At 64.2% G+C, this 19,051-nt stretch carries 17 protein-coding genes; 14 read left to right on the forward strand and 3 right to left on the reverse strand.

Translation table 11 applies throughout. From position 1 onward, the window contains the following. Positions 1 to 33 precede the first annotated feature (33 nt). Positions 34 to 1,623, reverse strand: a complete 1,590-nt coding sequence (locus ALC15_RS07335) for a gamma-glutamyltransferase (protein ID WP_050626657.1) — start codon at positions 1,621 to 1,623, stop codon at positions 34 to 36. 104 nt (positions 1,624 to 1,727) lie between these two features. Between ALC15_RS07335 and ALC15_RS07340 the strand changes: the two genes are divergently transcribed. Continuing rightward, positions 1,728 to 2,501 carry an enoyl-CoA hydratase-related protein gene (locus tag ALC15_RS07340; protein WP_050626658.1) on the forward strand — a complete coding sequence of 258 codons (774 nt, stop codon included), beginning with the start codon at positions 1,728 to 1,730 and terminating at the stop codon, positions 2,499 to 2,501. 18 nt (positions 2,502 to 2,519) lie between these two features. On the opposite strand, the gene ALC15_RS07345 is transcribed toward ALC15_RS07340, so the two are convergent. After that, complete coding sequence (locus ALC15_RS07345) at positions 2,520 to 3,533, reverse strand: zinc-dependent alcohol dehydrogenase family protein (RefSeq protein WP_050626659.1); 1,014 nt, start codon at positions 3,531 to 3,533, stop codon at positions 2,520 to 2,522. A gap of 195 nt (positions 3,534 to 3,728) precedes the next feature. On the opposite strand from ALC15_RS07345, the gene ALC15_RS48150 reads away from it, so the two are divergent. Beyond that, complete coding sequence (locus tag ALC15_RS48150) at positions 3,729 to 4,322, forward strand: hypothetical protein (RefSeq protein WP_488240838.1); 594 nt, start codon at positions 3,729 to 3,731, stop codon at positions 4,320 to 4,322. Beyond that, complete coding sequence (locus ALC15_RS48155) at positions 4,298 to 4,597, forward strand: hypothetical protein (RefSeq protein ID WP_488240839.1); 300 nt, start codon at positions 4,298 to 4,300, stop codon at positions 4,595 to 4,597. Before ALC15_RS48150 ends, ALC15_RS48155 begins: the two co-directional genes overlap by 25 nt. Before the next feature lie 29 nt (positions 4,598 to 4,626). On the opposite strand, the gene ALC15_RS07355 is transcribed toward ALC15_RS48155, so the two are convergent. Next, on the reverse strand, positions 4,627 to 5,580 hold the full coding sequence (locus ALC15_RS07355) for a helix-turn-helix domain-containing protein (protein ID WP_050626660.1): 954 nt from the start codon (positions 5,578 to 5,580) through the stop codon (positions 4,627 to 4,629). Positions 5,581 to 6,038: 458 nt separating this feature from the next. On the opposite strand from ALC15_RS07355, the gene ALC15_RS45985 reads away from it, so the two are divergent. The 11 genes from ALC15_RS45985 (at position 6,039) to ALC15_RS07410 (ending at position 19,011) form a co-directional block, all read left to right on the forward strand. Next, positions 6,039 to 6,470, forward strand: coding sequence for a hypothetical protein (locus ALC15_RS45985; protein WP_430649145.1), 432 nt, complete (start codon positions 6,039 to 6,041; stop codon positions 6,468 to 6,470). A 131-nt stretch (positions 6,471 to 6,601) separates the two neighbouring features. Continuing rightward, positions 6,602 to 7,606, forward strand: coding sequence for a formylglycine-generating enzyme family protein (locus ALC15_RS07365; RefSeq protein ID WP_050626662.1), 1,005 nt, complete (start codon positions 6,602 to 6,604; stop codon positions 7,604 to 7,606). A gap of 25 nt (positions 7,607 to 7,631) precedes the next feature. Beyond that, positions 7,632 to 9,335: an arylsulfatase gene (locus ALC15_RS07370; protein ID WP_050626663.1), complete on the forward strand. Its 1,704-nt coding sequence runs from the start codon at positions 7,632 to 7,634 to the stop codon at positions 9,333 to 9,335. 123 nt (positions 9,336 to 9,458) lie between these two features. Next, positions 9,459 to 11,273: a sulfatase-like hydrolase/transferase gene (locus tag ALC15_RS07375; RefSeq protein ID WP_050626664.1), complete on the forward strand. Its 1,815-nt coding sequence runs from the start codon at positions 9,459 to 9,461 to the stop codon at positions 11,271 to 11,273. 34 nt (positions 11,274 to 11,307) lie between these two features. Beyond that, the gene (locus ALC15_RS07380) at positions 11,308 to 12,363 is read left to right on the forward strand and encodes an HAD family hydrolase (protein ID WP_094193743.1); all 1,056 of its coding nucleotides are present in this window, start codon (positions 11,308 to 11,310) and stop codon (positions 12,361 to 12,363) included. After that, complete coding sequence (locus ALC15_RS07385) at positions 12,360 to 12,602, forward strand: DUF3302 domain-containing protein (protein WP_050626665.1); 243 nt, start codon at positions 12,360 to 12,362, stop codon at positions 12,600 to 12,602. Before ALC15_RS07380 ends, ALC15_RS07385 begins: the two co-directional genes overlap by 4 nt. Next, positions 12,602 to 13,543 (forward strand): HlyD family secretion protein, encoded by a 942-nt coding sequence (locus tag ALC15_RS07390; protein WP_050626666.1) that lies wholly within the window; start codon positions 12,602 to 12,604, stop codon positions 13,541 to 13,543. Before ALC15_RS07385 ends, ALC15_RS07390 begins: the two co-directional genes overlap by 1 nt. Positions 13,544 to 13,555: 12 nt before the next feature. Beyond that, on the forward strand, positions 13,556 to 14,983 hold the full coding sequence (locus ALC15_RS07395) for a DUF1254 domain-containing protein (protein ID WP_050626667.1): 1,428 nt from the start codon (positions 13,556 to 13,558) through the stop codon (positions 14,981 to 14,983). A gap of 91 nt (positions 14,984 to 15,074) precedes the next feature. Further along, a complete protein-coding gene (locus tag ALC15_RS07400; protein ID WP_244485980.1) occupies positions 15,075 to 16,502 on the forward strand; it encodes a DUF1254 domain-containing protein in 1,428 nt (475 codons plus the stop codon). 14 nt (positions 16,503 to 16,516) lie between these two features. After that, positions 16,517 to 17,533 (forward strand): DUF1254 domain-containing protein, encoded by a 1,017-nt coding sequence (locus ALC15_RS07405; protein WP_050626759.1) that lies wholly within the window; start codon positions 16,517 to 16,519, stop codon positions 17,531 to 17,533. A 101-nt stretch (positions 17,534 to 17,634) separates the two neighbouring features. Further along, entirely contained in the window at positions 17,635 to 19,011 is a 1,377-nt protein-coding gene (locus ALC15_RS07410; protein ID WP_244485981.1) for a DUF1254 domain-containing protein, read from the forward strand. Positions 19,012 to 19,051: the final 40 nt, after the last annotated feature.

Here is a 19,051-nt window from a genome sequence, read left to right on the forward strand (position 1 = left end):
GAGATTGTTGTTGTTGTGCGCGCCGCGACCTTCTCACCCTTCCGCGATGGCATCGCTCCACGGGTGGAATGGCTCGGTGGCGCCGCTGTTTGTCGTGCCGTCGCGCAGCACGATGCTGGGGCAGGCGAACTTCTTCGGCTGGGTCTGGATGCGTGCCTCCTCATAGTCGAAGCGGCCGCGCAGCGCCTCGCGCACGGCTTGCGGCAGGCGGACGTCGCCGATCACGATGGCGCCTTCGCTGGCGTCGATCCGCGGCTGATGGATCGCGGTGTCGAGATCCATGCCGAAGTCCATCACGAAGGAGATGAGCTGCGACACCGCGGGCAGGATGCGGCGGCCGCCGGATGCGCCAGCGGCGAGACGGCGGCCATCGGCCGCTTCCGCTACCACAGGCGTGTAGTTGGTCAGGCAGCGCTTGCCGGGCGCGAGCGAGTTCGGATTGCCCTGCACCGGATCGAACCACATGATGCCGTTGTTCATGGTGAGGCCGGTGTTCGGCGTCACGAATTTGGAGCCGAAGGTCGACAGCAACGTCTGCGTCACGGCGGCCAGGTTGCCGTCGCGGTCGACTGCCGAGAAATGCGTGGTGCAGCTTGGCGCGACCGCCTCGGCGCCGAGCGCGCGGCGGCCGTCGACGTCGCCCATGTCCTTCAGGCGTTCGCGATAGGCCGCTTGCAGTGCCTCGGCATAGGCCGCGTAAGCCGCCGCATCCGGGCCGCCTTGCGCCGGCGCCAACGCCTTCTGCAGCAGACCCAGCGTGCGTGCCATGGTGGGGCCCGCGGTCAGTTCCGGCGTCGCATAGACCGTGCCGCCGCGATAGAGAATCCTGAGCGGCTCGCGCAGATGGGCCCGGAAGGCGGCGAGATCGCGCACCGACAGCGCGCCGCCGGCGGCCTGAATATCGTCGGCGATGCTGCGCGCCAGATCGCCCTCGTAGAAATCGCGCGGACCCGCCGCGGCAAGCTGCGCCATCGTCGCCTTCAACGCGTCCTGCGGCATGCGGACCACCGAGCGGATGCCCCATTGCGCGTTCGGCGGCAGGCCATCCTGCAGATAGGCTGCGGCGCTGGCCGGATAGCGCCGCAGATCGGCGGCGGAGCTTGCGATCATGTCGGTGGTCCACCAATCGACCTGCAAGCCTTCGCCGGCGAGCTTGACGCTCGGCGCCAGCAGATCCTTCCACGGCATTTTGGCGTGGCGGCGATGCGCCTCTTCCATGCCGGCGACCACGCCCGGCACGGCGATCGAGCCGGGGCCGTGCAGGTTGCGGTCGTCCTTGACCCGCGCCCAGGGGAACAGGTCGGAGGCCGCGCCGCCGGTCAGCGGATAGTCATCGAGGCGCAGGCCGTCGGGCGCGCGCATGCCGTAGTCGATCACCTCGACGCGGTTCTCCTTGGCGCGGTAAAGCACCATCGCGCCGCCGCCGCCGGCGCCGCTCATCCACGGCTCCAGCACACCAAGAGCAAAGGTGGTTGCAATCACGGCGTCGACGCAATCGCCGCCCGCTGCCAGGACCTCGGCGCCGACTTCGGCCGCCTTGCGCGATTGCGCAGCGACGATGCCGCCCTTGGCGCTGACGGCCGGCTTGCGGATCACTTGCGAGTTGGAGAACTGATCGGACATGGCGTTGCTTTCGCTGTTCTTGTTGCGGGCGGGTCACGTTGGCGTAGCATGTCAGGCATGGCACTGTCAGTGCAACAACAAGAACCAATTTCAGGGAGCGGAAAATGAGCAGTGTGAAGCGCGAGCGGGACGGCAAGGTCGGCATCCTGACGCTGAACGATCCCGACAGCCTGAACGCGATGACGCCGGAACTGCTCGGCGATCTCGCCCGTGCGATCGGCGAGATGGGGGTCGAACCCGGTATTCGCGCCCTGATCCTGACCGGGGAGGGGCGCGGTTTCTGCTCCGGGCAGAACCTGAAGGCGTTCAATTCGCTCGGCGACAATATCTATCTCGGCGTGATGAAGCACTATTGGCCGGCGATGAAGGCCTTGCGCGAGTGCCAGATGCCGGTGGTGGTCGCGGTCAACGGCGTCGCAGCCGGCGGCGGCTTCAGCCTTGCGATGTCCGGCGACATCATCCTGGCCGCGCGCTCGGCAAGCTTCATCCAGGTGTTCAGCCGGATCGGCCTGGTGCCCGATCTCGGCTCGACCTGGCTGTTGCCGCGCCTGATCGGCCGCCAGCGCGCGCTCGACCTGATGCTGCTGAACGAGCCGCTGCCGGCCGAGCGGGCCAAGGAGTGGGGCCTGGTGCGCGACGTCGTCGATGACGCAAGGCTGCTCGACGAGGCAAGAGTGCTCGCCGGCCGCCTCGCCGACGGCCCGACGCGCGCGCTGGTCGCGACGCGGCAGCTGCTCGAGGAGAGCGAGCACGCGAGCTATGCCGAACAGTTCCGTCGCGAGATCGAGCTGCAGCAGGTGATCCGGGAAACCGTCGACGCGCAGGAAGGCCGCAAGGCCTTCGTCGAGAAGCGCAAGGCCCAGTTCACGGGGCGCTAGGGCTTGGCCGCGCCGATACTAGCCGATCGCAATCGCGATCTTGCCGAAATGCGCGCCGCTCGCCATGTGGGCGAACGCATCCTTGACCTGGTCGAACGCGAACACCTTGTCGACGACAGGCTTGACGCCATGCATGCTGATGCCGTCGCACAGCGCCTGCAGATCCTCGATCGAACCGACGGTGACGCCCTGCAGGCGTTGCTGCTGCATCACCATCAGCGGCAGCCGGCTGTCGGAGGAGGCAGGACCTGCGAGCACGCCGATGAAGGCGATCGTGCCGCCGATTCTGGTTGCGCGGATCGACTCGTTCAGCGTGCCGACGCCGCCGACCTCGACGACCAGATCGACGCCGCGCCCGGTCAGCTCGCGCGCCTTCTTGCCCCAGTCGGGCGTGGTCTTGTAGTTGAGCGTGACATCGGCGCCGAGTTGTTTCAGCCGCGCGATCTTGGTATCGCTGGAAGAGGTGGCGATGACGCGGGCGCCGCACATCTTGGCGAATTGCAGCGCGAACAGCGAGACGCCGCCGGTGCCCTGGGTCAGCACCGTCTGTCCCGGCTTGATGTCGCCGAGCTTGACCACCGCGCTCCACGCCGTGAGGCCGGCGCATGGCAGCGCCGCAGCCTCGATGTCGCTCAGATGGTCCGGCGTGCGCACCAGCGCGTGCGCCGGGAAGACGCGGTATTCGGTCAGCACGCCGTCGACGCTGCCGCCGAGCGCTGCGCGCATCCGCGCCTCGCTCGGCTCGCCGCCGAGCCAGCTTTCGAAGAAACTGCCGGTCACGCGGTCGCCGGGCGCGAAGCTCTTGACTCCGGGGCCGACCGACTCGACGACGCCGGCGCCGTCGGAGACCGGTACCAGCGGAAATTTCTGGCGCGAGCCGTAGCCGCCCTTGACCGTGAGCAGGTCGCGATAGTTCAGCGTCGCCGCCTTCAGCCGCACCAGCACTTCGCCCGGACCGGCCTGCGGAACCGGCTTGTCGACCAGCGCAAGCGCATCGACGCCGCCGGGGCCTTGCAACTCATAGCATTTCACGGGACGTCTCCTGGATGTTGTTGTCCTGGGCAGCGCTTCCGGCGCTGCCGCACATGCACCGAGCATATGTCATGGCTGCCGCGCGTGGCCATAGCGCGGTGCGGCCGATGGAATGGCCCATGCCCGAACAACTTGGCGGTGCCGAAAAATACCGCCAATCTGAGCTGGCGATGATGCAACCGGGCGGAGGTGACGATGGCTGCCTTGCTTGAGACGAAGCGCGATCCGATCGCCACCTTCGCACGCTGCGTGGTTCGTATGCTGCTCGCCGCTGCATTGATTTGTTGCGGCATCACGATGGCGGTTGCCGACGACAGCCTCTATCGCGCGCAGACCGTCGTCACCGGCCAGGGCGAACCGAACCGCATCATCGGCTTCGGTGCATGCCTGGAGGACGTCCTGATCAAGGTCTCCGGCCAGCCGATGCTGGCAAGCGACCGCCGGCTCGCAGGCTATAAATCCAGGGCCAAAGAGTTCGTCAGCAGCTTCGACTATCACGACCAGTATGCCGGCAAGCCGCATCATGACGAGCAGGGCACCCGCGACCGGCCCTACGACCTGACGGTGGCGTTCGACGAGACCAAGATCGACGGCATTCTCGCCAGGCTCGGCCTCAAGCGTGGCGATCGCAGCGGCCGGTGCTCGGCGTCTTCGTCGAGATGCTGCACGGCCCGAAGGATTATATCGTCACATCAGACGGCACGCAGTCCGACTTGCAGCGCGACGCGCTCGCGGCCGCGGCCGGCAAGCGCGGCATGCGCTTCGTGCTGCCAGCCGCTTCCGCGCTGACCAGCGCCGGCGTCACCGCGGCCGAGCTCTTGAAGACGCAGCCGGCGAAGCTTGCCCCGATCGTCGCGCCGCAGGGTGGCGAGGCCACCCTGGTCGGGCGACTGGTCTGGGACGACAAGGATCTCGGCTGGGCCACGCAATGGCGGATGGCCTGGCACGGCCGGGACTACAAATGGCAGTTCCGCGGCGTCACCTTCGATGAAGCCTTCCGCCGCGGCGTCGGCGGCGCCGCGCAGGTGCTGTCCGGCAATGGCGATCCGGGGCGATCGAAATGAGCGCGCGCAGGCGCTGAGGCCGGTTCGTTCTAGCCGGCGTAGCCAAGCGTCTGCGACGGGTATTCTCCGAACATCGCGCGGTAGTACTGCGAGAAGCGCCCGAGCTCGATGAAGCCCTGTTCGATCGCAACCTTGGAAACGGTGGTCTGCTCCGGCCTGCTCTCGCGCAGGATCGAACGGATCATGCAGAGCCGCTTGTAGCGCAGGAACGTCACCGGGCCGACGCCGAACACCTCATGGAAGGCGCGGTGCAGGCTGCGCCGCGACAGCCGGAGCTCGGTGCAGATTTCCGAGACATGGACCGGGCGGGCGCCCGCGGCGTGCAGATAGTCCTCGACGTCGCGCACCAGCTTCATCGCCGACGGCAGATAGCTCGTTCCGTCTGGCGGCAGCGACGTGACGACCGTCGCGGTCACGCAGTCGATGATCGCGCGCTTCCAGAATTCGGCCGACGCCTCCGACAGCGCGTCCGGATACCGGGCAAGATGCGCGATGATCTGCGGCAGCCGGTCGGCGGCGCTCATGCCGATGGCGGGGTCGGCGCGAAAGTGGTTCTTCGCCTGCCATGTCGCGGCATCGGCGAGCCGCGGCTCGCCGCCGAACAGGTCGGGAAGATCGGCCATGTCGAAGCGAATCGCCGCATAGGACGAGGCCCGGTGAAACACCCCGTCATGCTCGACCGACGGAGGGATCACCAGCACGTCGGCCGGCTGCATGTCGAACGCCCAATGGGTGACGCGGTCGGTCGCATGAAGCAGCATGCCGATGATCAGCTTGTCGTCGGCGGACGTGCGCTGGGTGCGGACCCCGACATTGAACGCGCCGATGCTGAGCGAAAAATCGCCGATCCCGACGTGGGACAAAGTGCCGCGCAGCTTGCCGCGCTCGAGCTGCATGACTTCGACATGCGAACCTTTGACGGCGTCGTGGAGTCCTTCGAAGCCGTCAAGCTCGCCGGTGCTAACCGAGAGGTGCTTGCCCATATCCACGTTCACAACTATAGCGCGATCGGTCCACTGAGGCCAAGTGCTTGAAGTCAGTACGAACTTGTGCCGCGCGACAACATTGCCAATGTTGGTTTGATTCGCATGGCGAGATCGAGATGTGAATTCGCAATGCCGCGGATTTTCGCTTGTTTTTTCGAGAAAGCAATTCCGGCGTCAGCATCGGATTGACGGAGTTGGGACAGTTTTCGTTAAGGCTGCACGCCGCGTACCTGAGATTGGCACAGACTGCACATCACACGTAAGGCGCGTTGCGCTATCGTTTGATCTCGAAGCGAAATCAGCTCGTGACAACGTCCGGTGGAACCGTTCACGGGCCGTGAGAACGGCTGTGCACGTTAAGGTGCACATAGATGACGACAGAAGAGAAAGGGAAGAAGGCCTGACGGATCAATGCTGCCGAAGCGAGCAGCACAGAAAATTGGAAGGGCGCGACAATGCGATCAAGCATGAAGTTCGGTCACCAAGAGCAACAACAACGAGAAGCTGCGATCTTCAGCAAGATTTTCCGCGCGGCGGTGTTTGGAATCACCGCGCTTGCGGCACAGGCAGGTCCGGCATCGGCGCTCAACATCGGTTCCTCCGCTTCGCTGCCGATCCTCAAACAACAGGCGAGCGGCGACGTTGTGCAGGTGCGCGCGGTCGTACACCGCGGCGGCGTCGCGGTCGGTCCGCGTGGCGGGGCGGTGGCCTATCGTAGCCGGACGGTGGTGCGCCCGGGCGTTCGGCCCGGCTGGCACGGCGGCGGCACGCGTTGGGTCGGACCACGGCCGATCCCGGGACCGCGGCCGGGAGGCTGGGTGCGGCCCGGCTGGTACGGCTGGCCGGTCGCGGCGCGATCGCGGCCGGTGCTGCGGTCGGCTTCGTGACGGCGGCGAGCGCAGCTGCCTGGGCCGGCGCGCCGCCGGCAGCGGGCATGTGCTGGTACTACACCGATCCATCGAAAACACAGGGCTTCTGGGACTATTGCCCGCGGTAGTACGCGAACGGGTGCAGCGTCATGTTCCGCGCAGATATCTTCTCCGCCGAGCCAGAGCCGGATGACGGCGTCCAGACCGAAGGCGACATGGTCTGGATTCCCGGCGGCACATTCCGCATGGGCTCGGACCATCATTATCCCGAGGAAGCGCCGTCGCATCGGGCGTCGGTCGATGGCTTCTGGATCGACCGCACGCCGGTGACCAACGCGCAATTCCGCGAATTCGTGCGCGAGACCGGTCACGTCACGATCGCCGAGCAGCCGCCCGACCCCGCGCAATATCCCGGCGCGCTGCCGGAGATGCTGTACGCCGGCTCGCTGGTGTTTCAGCCGCCGCGCCGGGTCAGCACGCTGCGCGACTGGAGCCAATGGTGGACCTTCATGAAGGGCGCGAGTTGGCGTCGTCCCTACGGTCCGCGCAGCAACATCAACGTGCTCGGCAGCCATCCGGTCGTCCACGTCGCCTATGCCGACGCGCTCGCCTACGCCAAATGGGCCGGCAAGGAGCTTCCGACCGAAGCCGAGTGGGAGTTCGCGGCGCGCGGCGGGCTCGAAGGCGAGGAGTACGCCTGGGGCAACGCCCTGACGCCTGGCGGCAAGCACATGGCCAACACCTGGCAGGGCAATTTCCCGCTACAGAATCTCTGCGAGGACGGCTTCGACCGGACCTCGCCGGTGACCGCGTTCCCGCCGAACGGCTATGGCGTCTACGACATGATCGGCAATGTCTGGGAGTGGACCGCCGACTGGTGGTCCGCCCGCCACGAGGCCGACGCCAACAAGCCCTGCTGTATCCCGCAGAACCCGCGCGGCGGCCGCGAGGAGGCGAGCTACGATTCCTCCCAGCCCGCAATCAGGATTCCGCGCAAGGTGCTGAAGGGCGGCTCGCATCTCTGCGCGCCGAATTACTGTCGCCGCTATCGCCCCGCCGCCCGTCACGCCGAGCCGGTCGACACCTCGACCAGCCATGTCGGCTTCCGCTGCGTGGTGCGGTCATCCCCCGCCGTTTCTCACCCACCGACGTGAAGGCCTCTCAATGTAGGAGTTCGAGATGAGTGACGAAGCCAAAGACAACAAGCAGAACGGCAAGACCCAGCCTATCGACCGCCGCAATCTGTTGCTGGGCACGTCCACGCTCGTAGCCGCCGCAGCGCTGACATCAGACGCCTTGGCGCAGGCGCAGAAGGCCGCACCGGCCGCAAGTCCCGCGCCTTCAGCGCCATCCGGCCGCAAGCCGAATATCCTCTTCATCATGGGCGACGATATCGGATGGTTCAACGTCTCGGCCTACAACATGGGCATCATGGGCTATCGCACGCCCAATATCGACCGCATCGGAAGGGAAGGCGCGATCTTCACCGATTGGTACGGCCAGCAGAGCTGCACCGCAGGTCGCGCAGCGTTCATCACCGGGCAATCGCCGATCCGCACCGGGCTGACCAAGGTTGGCTTGCCCGGCGCCACGCTCGGCCTCGGACCGCTCGACCCTAGCGTCGCCGATGTTCTAAAGACATTCGGTTATGCGACGGGGCAGTTCGGCAAGAACCATCTCGGCGATCGCAACGAGCATCTGCCGACCGTGCACGGCTTTGATGAGTTTTTCGGCAATCTCTATCACCTCAACGCCGAGGAGGAGCCGGAGAACCCGGACTACCCGAAGGATCCGCGCTTTCGTGCCAAGTTCGGGCCGCGCGGGGTGTTGAAGTGCAAGGCGAGCGATCGAGACGACCCTACTGAAGACGCCGCCTACGGTCGTGTCGGTAAGCAGGTGATCGAGAACACCGGTCCGCTCGACACCAAGCGCATGGAAATCATCGATACGGAATTCCTCGGCGCCGCAAAGGATTTCATCGGACGTCAGCAGCGCGCGGGCACGCCATGGTTCTGCTACTTCAATACGACCCGGATGCACATCTTCACGCATTTGAAGAAGGAATCGCAGGGCAAGACCGGCCTTGGCCTCTATCCGGACGGCATGGTCGAAACCGACAGTCATGTCGGCGAGCTCATCAAGTTGTTGGATGACCTTGGCGCGGCTGACAATACGATCGTGGTCTACACCACCGACAACGGCGCCGAAGTTTTTACCTGGCCGGACGGCGGCACAACGCCGTTCAAGGGCGAGAAGGCGACCAATTGGGAAGGCGCTTTCCGCGTTCCCTGCCTGATCCGATGGCCGGGGGTCGTCAAGCCGGGAACGATCGTCAACGACGTCTGCGCGCATGAGGACTTCATTCCGACCTTCGCCGCGGCAGCCGGCGATCCGGAACTGGTCGACAAGGTCACCAAGGGTACAACGCTCAACGGCAAAAGCTTCAAGGTCCACCTCGATGGATTCAATCTGCTTCCGTTCCTCAAGGGTGACGAGAAGGAATCGCCGCGGCGGGAATTCCTCTACTGGAGCGACGATGGTGACCTGATGGCACTCCGCGTCAAGGAGTGGAAGATCACCTTCATGGAGCAGCACACCGACACGAACCCCAAGGCGCCGCTCGGACCCTGGATGGGACAGTTCACCAAGCTGCGCGCGCCGATGCTGTACAATCTTCGGGCCGATCCGTTCGAGCGCGGCCCTACCAGCATCCTTTACGCGGACTGGCACGCGCACCGAGCTTTCCTTCTGGTGCCGGCCCAGGCCATTGTCGCCAAGTACATCGAAAGCTTCAAAGAGTTTCCGCCTCGTGCCAAGGCCGCGAGCTTCACTGTCGGCGACGTAATGGACAAGCTGACGACCGGAGGAACGAACAACAACTGAAAACGAAGCGGCCCAGCGAGCGGCTGGGCCGCATCAAAGCGCAGGTTGAGGCTCCGTACCCTGCTTCTCCATTCTTCTTGTCGCCCGCCGAAACGAAGGCGTTTGCAATGTAGGGAGTTTGATATGAGCAACGAAGCCGACGACAACAAGCCGAACGGCAAGACTCAGGCTATCGACCGCCGCAATCTGTTGCTGGGCACGTCCACGCTCGTAGCCGCGGCAGCGCTGACATCCGACGCCTTGGCGCAGGCGCAAAAAGCCGCGCCGGCGGCAAGTCCCGCACCGGCAGCTTCATCCGGCCGCAAGCCGAATATCCTCGTGATCTGGGGCGACGACATCGGCATCGCCAACATCAGCGCCTATTCGAACGGCCTGATGGGGTACGAGACGCCAAACATCGACCGCGTGGCGCGCGAGGGCATCAAGTTCCAGCACTACTATGGTGAGCAATCCTGCACGGCCGGCCGTTCCGCGTTCCTCACCGGCCAGCACATTATCCGCTCGGGGTTGAGCAAGGTCGGCTATCCCGGCGCGCCGATGGGGATGAGCCAGCTCGATCCGTCGGTCGGCGGTCTGCTCAAGAATCTCGGCTATGCCACCGGCCAGTTCGGCAAGAACCATGTCGGCGACCGCAACGAGTCGTTGCCGACCGTGAACGGCTTCGACGAGTTCTTCGGCAATCTCTATCACCTCAACGCCGAGGAGGAGCCGGAGCTGCCGGACTATCCCAAGGATCCCGGCTACCGCGCCAAGTTCGGGCCGCGCGGCGTGCTGCGCTGCAAGGCGACGGATCGCGACGATCCGACCGAGGATCCCCGGTTCGGCAAGATCGGCAAGCAGACGATCGAGGACACCGGCGCACTGACCAAGAAGCGAATGGAGACGATCGACGATGAAACGTCGGCGGCGGCGATCGACTTCATGAAGCGGCAGCAGGGTGCGGGCAAGCCGTTCTTCTGCTGGTTCAACGCAACCCGCATGCATCTGCGCACCCATGTTCGCCAGGATCATCGCGGGCGCTATACCCATGGCGACAGCGAATATATCGATGGCATGCAGGAGCATGACGACACGGTCGGATCGCTCCTGAAGGCGCTCGACGACATGGGGATCGCGAACGACACCATCGTGATGTATTCGACCGACAACGGGCCGCACATGAATACCTGGCCCGATGGTGCCATGACCTGGTTCCGGTCCGAGAAAAACACCAACTGGGAAGGCGCGTTCCGCGTGCCCTGCCTGGTGCGCTGGCCCGGCGTGATCAAGCCCGGCACCGTCACCAACGAGCTGATGAGCCACAACGACTGGATCCCGACCTTCTGCGCGATCGCCGGCGAGCCCGACATCGTCAGCAAGCTGAAGGCCGGCTACACCGCGAATGGCATCAACTACAAGGTCCATCTCGACGGTTACGACCAGTCGCAATTCCTGCGTAATGTGAGCGGAACGGCGGCCAACAACAACGGGACCAAGAGCGCGCGCAGCACGTTCTTCTACTCGGACGATGACGGGATGCTGGTGGGTATCCGCGCCGGCGACTACAAATACGTCCTCGCCGAGCAGCGCCTGCAGGGTACCATGGGTGTCTGGGCCGAGCCCTTCACCAACCTGCGCATGCAGAAGATATTCAATCTGTACCAGGACCCGTTCGAGCGCGCCGACATCACGTCGAATACCTACTGGGACTGGTTCATCAATCACGTCGGCGGCGTCTACGGCATGATCGATGAGGTGGCGGTGTTCGCCGTCAGCCTCAAGGAATTTCCGCCACGATCGTTCCCGCCGAGCTTCAATCCGTCCACCATCATTGGCGAAGTCACCGACGGCATCAAGGAGGAGCGCGCCAAGCAGGCGACGCGTCAGCAGAGCATTGACCGCATTCGCGCCAACCTGCGGACGATGATCGATCAGCAGATTCAGCAGAGGTCAAGATAGCGATCCCTTGCATCGCCGGCACGTCCGCCGGCCGATGCAAACTCCAAACCTGGAGGTCAACTTGCGATCCGCGGTCCGATATGTCCTGGCTCCGGCGCTGGCGATCGTTCTTGCGATCGGAGGCCTCGCGGGCGCGTTGGCTCAGACGGACCCGTTACCCTCCTGGAACGACGGCGCCCCCAAGCGGGCCATTACCGATTTCGTCGCGCGCGTGACGAAGCAGGGCGGCCCGGACTTCGTGCCGGCGGCCGAGCGCATCGCCACCTTCGACAATGACGGCACGCTGTGGACCGAGCGGCCGTTCTATTTCCAGCTTGCCTTCGCGATCGATCGGGTCAAGGCAATGGCGCCGGAGCATCCGGATTGGCAGACGCGGCAGCCGTTCAAGGCGCTTCTGGAGAAGGACACCAAGGCGCTTGCGGCCACCGGAGAGAAGGGCCTGCTGCAGATCATGGCGGCCACCCATGCCGGCATGACGACGGATGCGTTCGCAAGCTTGGTGCGCGACTGGCTCGCGAGCGCGAGGCATCCACGCTTCAACCGCCATTATGACAGCCTCGTCTACCAGCCGATGCTGGAGCTGCTGGCCTATCTCAGGGCCAACGGCTTCAAGACCTTTGTCGTCTCCGGGGGCGGCGTCGAGTTCATGCGGCCGTGGATGGAGCGGGTCTACGGCATTCCGCCGGAGCAGGTGGTCGGATCGTCCGGCGTGGTCAAGTTCGACGTCCGCGCTGACGGCAAGCCGGAGCTGATCAAGGAAGCCAGGGTCGAGTTCATCGATGACGGCCCGGGCAAGCCGGTCGGCATCAACCGATTCATCGGCCGCCGTCCGATCTTCGCGTTCGGCAATTCGGATGGCGACCTGCAGATGCTGCAATGGACCGTCGCAGGTTCGGGCGCGCGCTTCGCCGGCATCGTGCATCATACCGACGCTGTCCGTGAATATGCCTACGATCGGGATTCGAAGATCGGCAGGCTCGACAAGGCGCTCGATGCGGCATCCGCGGGCGGCTGGACCGTTGTCGACATGAAGCAGGACTGGAACGAGGTCTTTCCACCCTTGGTCACAGCCGGGGAGGTCAAGCGATGAGCGGCTACGACTTCTTCGCCTGGATCGTGCTTGTCGTCCTGATCGCCAGCGCGATCGGCGTGTTCTGCATCGCCGGCTGGCTGCCCGGGCATATCGCGAAGACGCGCAACCACCCCTATGCGCAGGCGGTGATGGTCGCCGGCTGGATCACCCTGATCTGCGGCTTCGCGCTGTGGCCGGTCGCCTTCATCTGGGCCTATGTCGATGTGCCGGCGCCGCGCCGGGTGGGAGATGCGTGATGGGTGTCGCGATCTTCAACACCTATCTGGTGCTGCTGTTCCTGCTGGTGCACTTCAAGATCGTGCGCTTCAACCTGTTCTGGAAGGCGTCGCCCTTCATCGTGCTGGTGCTGCTGCTGTTCGGCCTCTTGGTGCCGATGGGCTGGGGCGCGCCGCAGGGCCCCGCGCTGGTGGTGCGCAACGCGGTCTCGATCGTGCCTGACGTCGCGGGCGAGGTTAGCGAGGTGCCCGTCGCCGCCAACGCGCCGCTCAAGGCCGGCGACGTCCTCTTCAAGATCGATCCGACACCGTTTGATGCGCAGGTCAAGGCGATCACGGCGCAGCTGAATCTGTCGAAGACGCGGCTTGCGCAGATGACGACGCTCTATGAACGCGACGCCGGGCGCGGCTTCGACGTCGAGCAGCGCCAGTCCGAGGTCGACCAGCTCACTGGTCAGCTCGAGGCCGCGCAGTGGAATAGCGACAAGACAATTGTCCGCGCGCCGGCCGATGGCTACGTCACCAACGTTGCGCTGCGCAAGGGCGCGCGGGTGGCGAACCTGCCGCTGTCGCCGGTGATGGCGTTCATCGATACCTCGAACACCATCATCGGCGTCGAGATCAACCAGATCGATGCGCGCTATGTCGCGCCGGGCCAGGAGGTCGAGGTGACCTTCAAGTTCGCGCCCGGACAGATCTACACCGGCAAGGTCGAGAGCGTGTTGCAGGCGGTGGCGACCGGCCAGGTCACGACCTCGGGAACGGCCGTCGCGCCGAAGGCGATCGAGGCGGTGCCGTTCGTCGTGCGCGTCAGGCTCGATGATGCCGCCTTCGCCGGTCGCTTGCCTGCCGGCTCGACCGGCACGGCTGCGATCTACACCGACCATCTGAAACCGACCCACGTCGTGCGCCGCGTGATCCTGCGGCAGGTCGCGATCGTAAACTATGTCAATCCGTTCTGAGAGGGAGCCAGCATGAGAAGGAAGATCCTCGGAGCCCTCGTCATGATGCTGGCGGCTACTGCGGCGCGCGCACAGACGCCCTCGGCGGAAGAGCTTGCCGCGCGCAACATTCAGCGCCGCGCGGTCGAAGCCGTGATCTGGGCGATGCCCGCCGTCAACACCGACCTGATGCTGCAGGCGATGCTCACGAGCACCAAGGCCAAGGTAAACGAGATCGTCTACTGGTCGAAGCCGGTGAACTGGAAGAACCAGACGCTGACGCCCAATCCGGACTCGATCTATTTCATGTCATTCTGGAACGTGAAGGACGGTCCTATCGTGATCGAGATTCCGCCCGCTCAGGGCGGATCGATCGCCGGAAACATCGTCACCGCATGGCAGATGCCGCTGGAAGACGCCGGTCCCGAAGGCGCCGACAAGGGGCAGGGCGGCAAATACGTGATCCTGCCGCCCGGGTACAAGGGCGAACTGCCGGCCGGCGCGTTGGCGCTGCAATCAGACACGCTCAGTGGCTTTGCGCTGTTGCGCTCCAGCCTTGCCAGTCACAAGGACGCCGACATCGCCAAGTCGGTCGCCTATGGCAAGCAAATCAGGATCTATCCGCTAGCGCAGGCCGCAAGTCCGCCGCCGACCAATTTCACCGATGCCTACGACGTCCTGTTCGACGCGACGATTCCGTATGATGCCCGCTTCTACCGCAATCTCGATCGCGTGGTGCAGAATGAGCCGTGGCTCGACCGTGATCGGGTGATGATCGATCAGCTCAAGACGATCGGCATCGAGAAGGGCAAGCCGTACAATCCGGACCGCAAGACCGAGGATATCCTTGCGCAGGCTGCGCGCGAAGCCCACGCGCTCCTGTCGCAGCGCTACGACGCCGGCTTCCCGGTCATCAATCCGGGCATCCGCTGGTTTCCGGCGGCGATGCCGGAGATGGTGAAAGCGGCGCAGGGCGGCTACGCCGATCCCGATGTCTATCCGGTGGACGTGCGCGGGGTGACCTACACGCTCGGCTTCACCGGCATCAAGCGGATCGGAACCGCGCAGTTCTATCTGATGGTCAGCAAGGACAAAGACGGCCAGCCGCTCGACGGTGGCATCACCTATCGCCTCACCGTACCGGCCGACGCGCCCGTCAAGCAATACTGGTCGGCGACCGTCTACGACCGCGAGACCCACGCATTGGTCCGCAACATGCCGCGTGCGAGCCGCGCCTCGATTAGCGACGGCATCCAGAAGAATGCCGACGGCTCGGTCGACGTCTTTTTCGGCCCCAAGGCGCCTGAGGGCAGGGAAGCCAATTGGGTGCCGACCGATCCGAGTCGCAAGTTCGAATTGCTGTTCCGCCTCTACGGTCCGGAGAAGCCGTTGTTCGATCACGGCTGGAAGCTGCCCGATGTAGAACGGATCGCCACCACCGTCGGCGGTTCAACGAAGTGAAAGGCGAGAATCAGTTGTTGATGCAACAAGGGGATGTTCGGTGAAGATCCGATTTCTGCTCACCATGCTGCTTCTCGGGACGGCGTCTCAGGTGACGCTCGCCATGGCTGACCAACTGAATCCCCAACCGCTGCCGCCTTCGCCGAACTGGGCGCGTGCCATGCCCATGGGTCCAGACACGCGAGTGAAGATCACGGAGGATTATGCAAGGCATGTCGGCAAGGATGCCTACTTCTGGGGCTGGCCGATGGCGAACATTTTCAATCGCCGCGTCTCGTTCAAGGACGTCAAGGAGCCGATGATGTCGGGTCCTGTCCCGATCGCTCCGCTTAACACCGTTGCGATGTTGACGAATTACATCACGCCCGACGAACGGCTCGTCGCGTGCCCCAATCAGGATGTGGTCTATGGGGCCGGCTCGCTGGCACTCGACATCGAACCGGTGGTCGTTCAGGTCCCCGATTTCGGCGATCGCTTCTGGGTCTATCAGATGGTTGATCTGAGAACCGACAGCTTTGTTCAACTCGGCAAGATGTATGCGACGACACCGGGGTTCTATCTCCTGGTGGGCCCGAACTGGAAGGGTGAAGTCCCGCGCGGCATCACCAAGGTATTCCGTTCACCGACCGATACCGGCTTCGTCGCTCCAAGAATTTTTCAGGACGACACGGCCGAGGACAGGAAAGCCATCCAGCCCGTCCTGAAGCTGGTGATGATGTACCCGATGTCGCAATACGACGGCGTGATGAAGAGCGCCGACTGGAGCAAGATGAAGGTGCTTCCGTCCGGGGAAAAGGGCGCGGCCGAGACGCGCTTCGTCTTCCCGGAAAAGTTCTTCGATGAATTGCCCGCCATTCTCGCCGATGCGCCTCCCTTGCCGGGAGAAGAATCCCGCTACGGCCAGATGCTGGCCGTCGTCAATGCAGCGAAGGACAATCCCAGGATCAAGGCCGCCCTTGTCGAAGGCGCGAAAGAGGCCGAGGAGAAGCTCGTCACGCCGCTGCTGCAGTTCCGGAACTATGGCGAGCAGCTTCCGCACAACTGGAGCACGATTTCCAACGAAGCCGCGTTCGGTACCGACTACTTTACCCGCACCGCGGTCGCGAGGTCCAACATCCTCGTCAACTCCCCCAACGAGACCAAGTACTTCTATCAGGACCTCGACGCTGCCGGCGACAGGCTGAACGGAAAGAACAGTTATGCTGTCACCTTCGCCAAGGATCAGACACCTCCGGTCGACGGCTTCTGGTCGTTGACGCTCTACAATGAGCATCATTTCTTCGCCCCGAACGAGCTCGAACGCTACTCTCTCGGCACCAAGAACAAATCGCTCAAGTACAATAGCGACGGCTCCCTGACCCTTTACGTGCAGGCGTCGTCCCCGGACAAGGACAAGCAAGCCAACTGGCTGCCGGCGCCGAAGGATGGCGACTTCTCCCTCTACGTTCGCGCTTATTGGCCGAAGGCGGCCATCACCGGCGGCACATGGACGCCGCCCGCAGTGCAGAAGGTGAATTGATCGAGATGACGACGATGAAAGGAACTTCAGCAGCGCTTTTCACCGCGAGCCTGCTCGCGATTGGCACGGCACGGGCGCAATCACCAGTGCCTGTCACGGTCGACAACTTCGCCCGCGCCGAGTCCGATCTTTATCTGGGCAACCTCGCCAAGGGCGTGGGCCTCGGAAAGCTCGAGCATCGCCGCGAGCCGGCCAGCATCGACAATCAGACCGTGATCCGGCTCAACCGCGACACGCTCTATACGTCAGGGGTGTTCGATCTCGATGCCGGGCCGGTGACCATCACGATGCCGGACCCGGGCAAGCGCTTCATGTCGCTGCAAGTGATCAACGAGGATCATTATGTGCCGGCCGTGTACTATGGCGCCGGCAAGCGCACCCTGACGCGCGACAACGTCGGCACGCGCTATGCGGTCGTCGGGATTCGAACGCTGGTCGATCCGAACGACACCAAGGACCTCGCGCAGGTGCACGCGCTGCAGGATGCCATCAAGGTCAGCCAGAAGGCGACCGGCAAGCTCGAGCTTCCGAACTGGGACCCAGCCAGCCAGAAGGCCATTCGCGATGCGCTGCTGGCGCTGAACGATCATACCGGCGGCTTCGCCCACGCCTTCGGACCCAAGGGGCAGGTCGATCCCGTCAGGCACTTGATCGGCACTGCGGCCGGTTGGGGCGGCAATCCCGACAAGGACGCCACTTATCTGAGCGTCACGCCGACCAGGAACGACGGCACGACGGTCTACAAGCTTACCGTCCGCGATGTTCCGGTCGAAGCGTTCTGGTCGATCAGCGTCTACAATGCCAAGGGATATTTCGAGAAGAATTCCGCCGACGCCTATACGCTGAACAACATCACCGGCACGAGGGGCCCTGACGGCTCCATCGCGATCCAGTTCGGAGGCTGTGACGGCAAGGTCCCAAACTGCCTGCCGATCACCAAAGGCTGGAACTACACCGTCCGGCTCTACCGGCCGCGTGCGGAAATCCTGAACGGCAAGTGGAAATTCCCGGAGGCGCAGGCGGTGAACTGAGGTTCCTGATGCCGGATATCGTCGAGGCGGAGTTTGAATTGGAAGCTGCGGGAAGGAAGTCGTCGATGATCAGATCAATACTTGCATCGATAGTCCTTGGAGTGGGGCTGACACCGGGCGTGCCCGCTTCCGCGCAGGGCATCTCCGACCAGCAGGCGTACGAGATCGCGCGCGACGCTTATGTCTTCGCCTATCCGATCGTCACCATGGACGTGTCCATGCGTCAGTCGACCAACGTGCCCAACGCGGCCACGATCCCGCTGCGTGCTCCGGTCAACCAGTTTGCGCATGCAAGGACCTATCCGCGCGCCGTGGATCGGGACGTCGTGCGCTACAATTTCGATACGCTCTACTCGTTCGCTTGGCTCGACCTGTCGCAGGAGCCGAGAATCCTGTCGGTGCCGGACACGGGTGGGCGCTATTACCTGCTGCCGATGCTGGACATGTGGACCGACGTGTTCAGCGTCGTCGGCTCGCGCACGACCGGAACCAAGGCAGGAGATTTCGCACTCGTCGCGCCGGGCTGGAGCGGAACGCTGCCCGAAGGGGTGATCAAGATCGTCGCGCCGACGCCGACAATCTGGATTCTCGGCCGTACGCAGACGAACGGTCCCGCCGACTACGACAACGTGCACAAGGTACAGGACGGCTACAGACTGACGCCGCTCAGTCAGTGGGGCAAGACCAGTCCGCCCCCGGTCGACATGCCAACCGATCCGGCGATCGACGACAAGACGCCGCCGCTTGTGCAGGTCAACAAGATGGACGGCGTTGCTGTGCTCGGGCGATTGGCCGATCTGATGGCGAAACATCCGCCGCACGGCAACGACTATCCGATCCTGTTCCGGATGCGACAGATCGGCCTGGAGCCCGGCAAGCCGTTCGACGCCGCGAAGCTCGACCCGGCGCTGGTCAAGACCATCAACGCTGCCGCCAAGGATGCGCTTGCCGATCTGGAGCAGTCGGGCAAGAGCGGCGCCGGCATCGGCCTTCACGTCAACGGCTGGTTCTATCAAACCAGCACCGTCGGCACCTATGGCACCGCCTACAAGCTCCGCGGGATGGCCGCGCTGATCGGGCTGGGCGTCAATCTGCCCGAGGATGCGGTCTATCCGGCGTCGTTCGTGGATGGCGACGGCAAGCCCTACAGCGGCGCCAATCGCTACGTGCTGCACTTCGACAAGGGCAAGCTGCCGCCGGCTAATGCCTTCTGGTCGGTCACGCTCTACGACAAGGACGGCTTCCAGGCACCGAACGCGCTGAACCGGTTTGCGCTCGGCGATCGCGACAAGCTCAAATTCAACGCGGATGGCTCGCTCGACATCTATCTCCAGAACGAAAGCCCCGGCGCAGAGCGGGAAGCCAACTGGCTGCCGGCGCCGGCGGGCGAATTCAACCTCGCGATGCGGCTCTATTCGCCGCAGCGCGCGGCCCTGGATGGCAGCTGGACGCCGCCGCCGGTCAGGAAGGCCAACTAAGGCGCATACGAATCCGCTACGATGTCCTGAACGAAAGTGG

This window comes from Bradyrhizobium viridifuturi, assembly GCF_001238275.1.
Taxonomy (GTDB): Bacteria; Pseudomonadota; Alphaproteobacteria; order Rhizobiales; family Xanthobacteraceae; genus Bradyrhizobium; species Bradyrhizobium viridifuturi.

What these genes read in the sequence shown, in the direction of transcription:
- ALC15_RS07335 (WP_050626657.1), bottom strand. Translation starts at nt 1,623, where the DNA reads ATGTCCGATCAGTTCTCCAACTCGCAAGTGATCCGCAAGCCGGCCGTC.
- ALC15_RS07340 (WP_050626658.1), top strand. Translation starts at nt 1,728, where the DNA reads ATGAGCAGTGTGAAGCGCGAGCGGGACGGCAAGGTCGGCATCCTGACG.
- ALC15_RS48150 (WP_488240838.1), top strand. Translation starts at nt 3,729, where the DNA reads ATGGCTGCCTTGCTTGAGACGAAGCGCGATCCGATCGCCACCTTCGCA.
- ALC15_RS07355 (WP_050626660.1), bottom strand. Translation starts at nt 5,580, where the DNA reads ATGGGCAAGCACCTCTCGGTTAGCACCGGCGAGCTTGACGGCTTCGAA.
- ALC15_RS45985 (WP_430649145.1), top strand. Translation starts at nt 6,039, where the DNA reads ATGCGATCAAGCATGAAGTTCGGTCACCAAGAGCAACAACAACGAGAA.
- ALC15_RS07365 (WP_050626662.1), top strand. Translation starts at nt 6,602, where the DNA reads ATGTTCCGCGCAGATATCTTCTCCGCCGAGCCAGAGCCGGATGACGGC.
- ALC15_RS07370 (WP_050626663.1), top strand. Translation starts at nt 7,632, where the DNA reads ATGAGTGACGAAGCCAAAGACAACAAGCAGAACGGCAAGACCCAGCCT.
- ALC15_RS07375 (WP_050626664.1), top strand. Translation starts at nt 9,459, where the DNA reads ATGAGCAACGAAGCCGACGACAACAAGCCGAACGGCAAGACTCAGGCT.
- ALC15_RS07380 (WP_094193743.1), top strand. Translation starts at nt 11,308, where the DNA reads ATGCAAACTCCAAACCTGGAGGTCAACTTGCGATCCGCGGTCCGATAT.
- ALC15_RS07385 (WP_050626665.1), top strand. Translation starts at nt 12,360, where the DNA reads ATGAGCGGCTACGACTTCTTCGCCTGGATCGTGCTTGTCGTCCTGATC.
- ALC15_RS07390 (WP_050626666.1), top strand. Translation starts at nt 12,602, where the DNA reads ATGGGTGTCGCGATCTTCAACACCTATCTGGTGCTGCTGTTCCTGCTG.
- ALC15_RS07395 (WP_050626667.1), top strand. Translation starts at nt 13,556, where the DNA reads ATGAGAAGGAAGATCCTCGGAGCCCTCGTCATGATGCTGGCGGCTACT.
- ALC15_RS07405 (WP_050626759.1), top strand. Translation starts at nt 16,517, where the DNA reads ATGAAAGGAACTTCAGCAGCGCTTTTCACCGCGAGCCTGCTCGCGATT.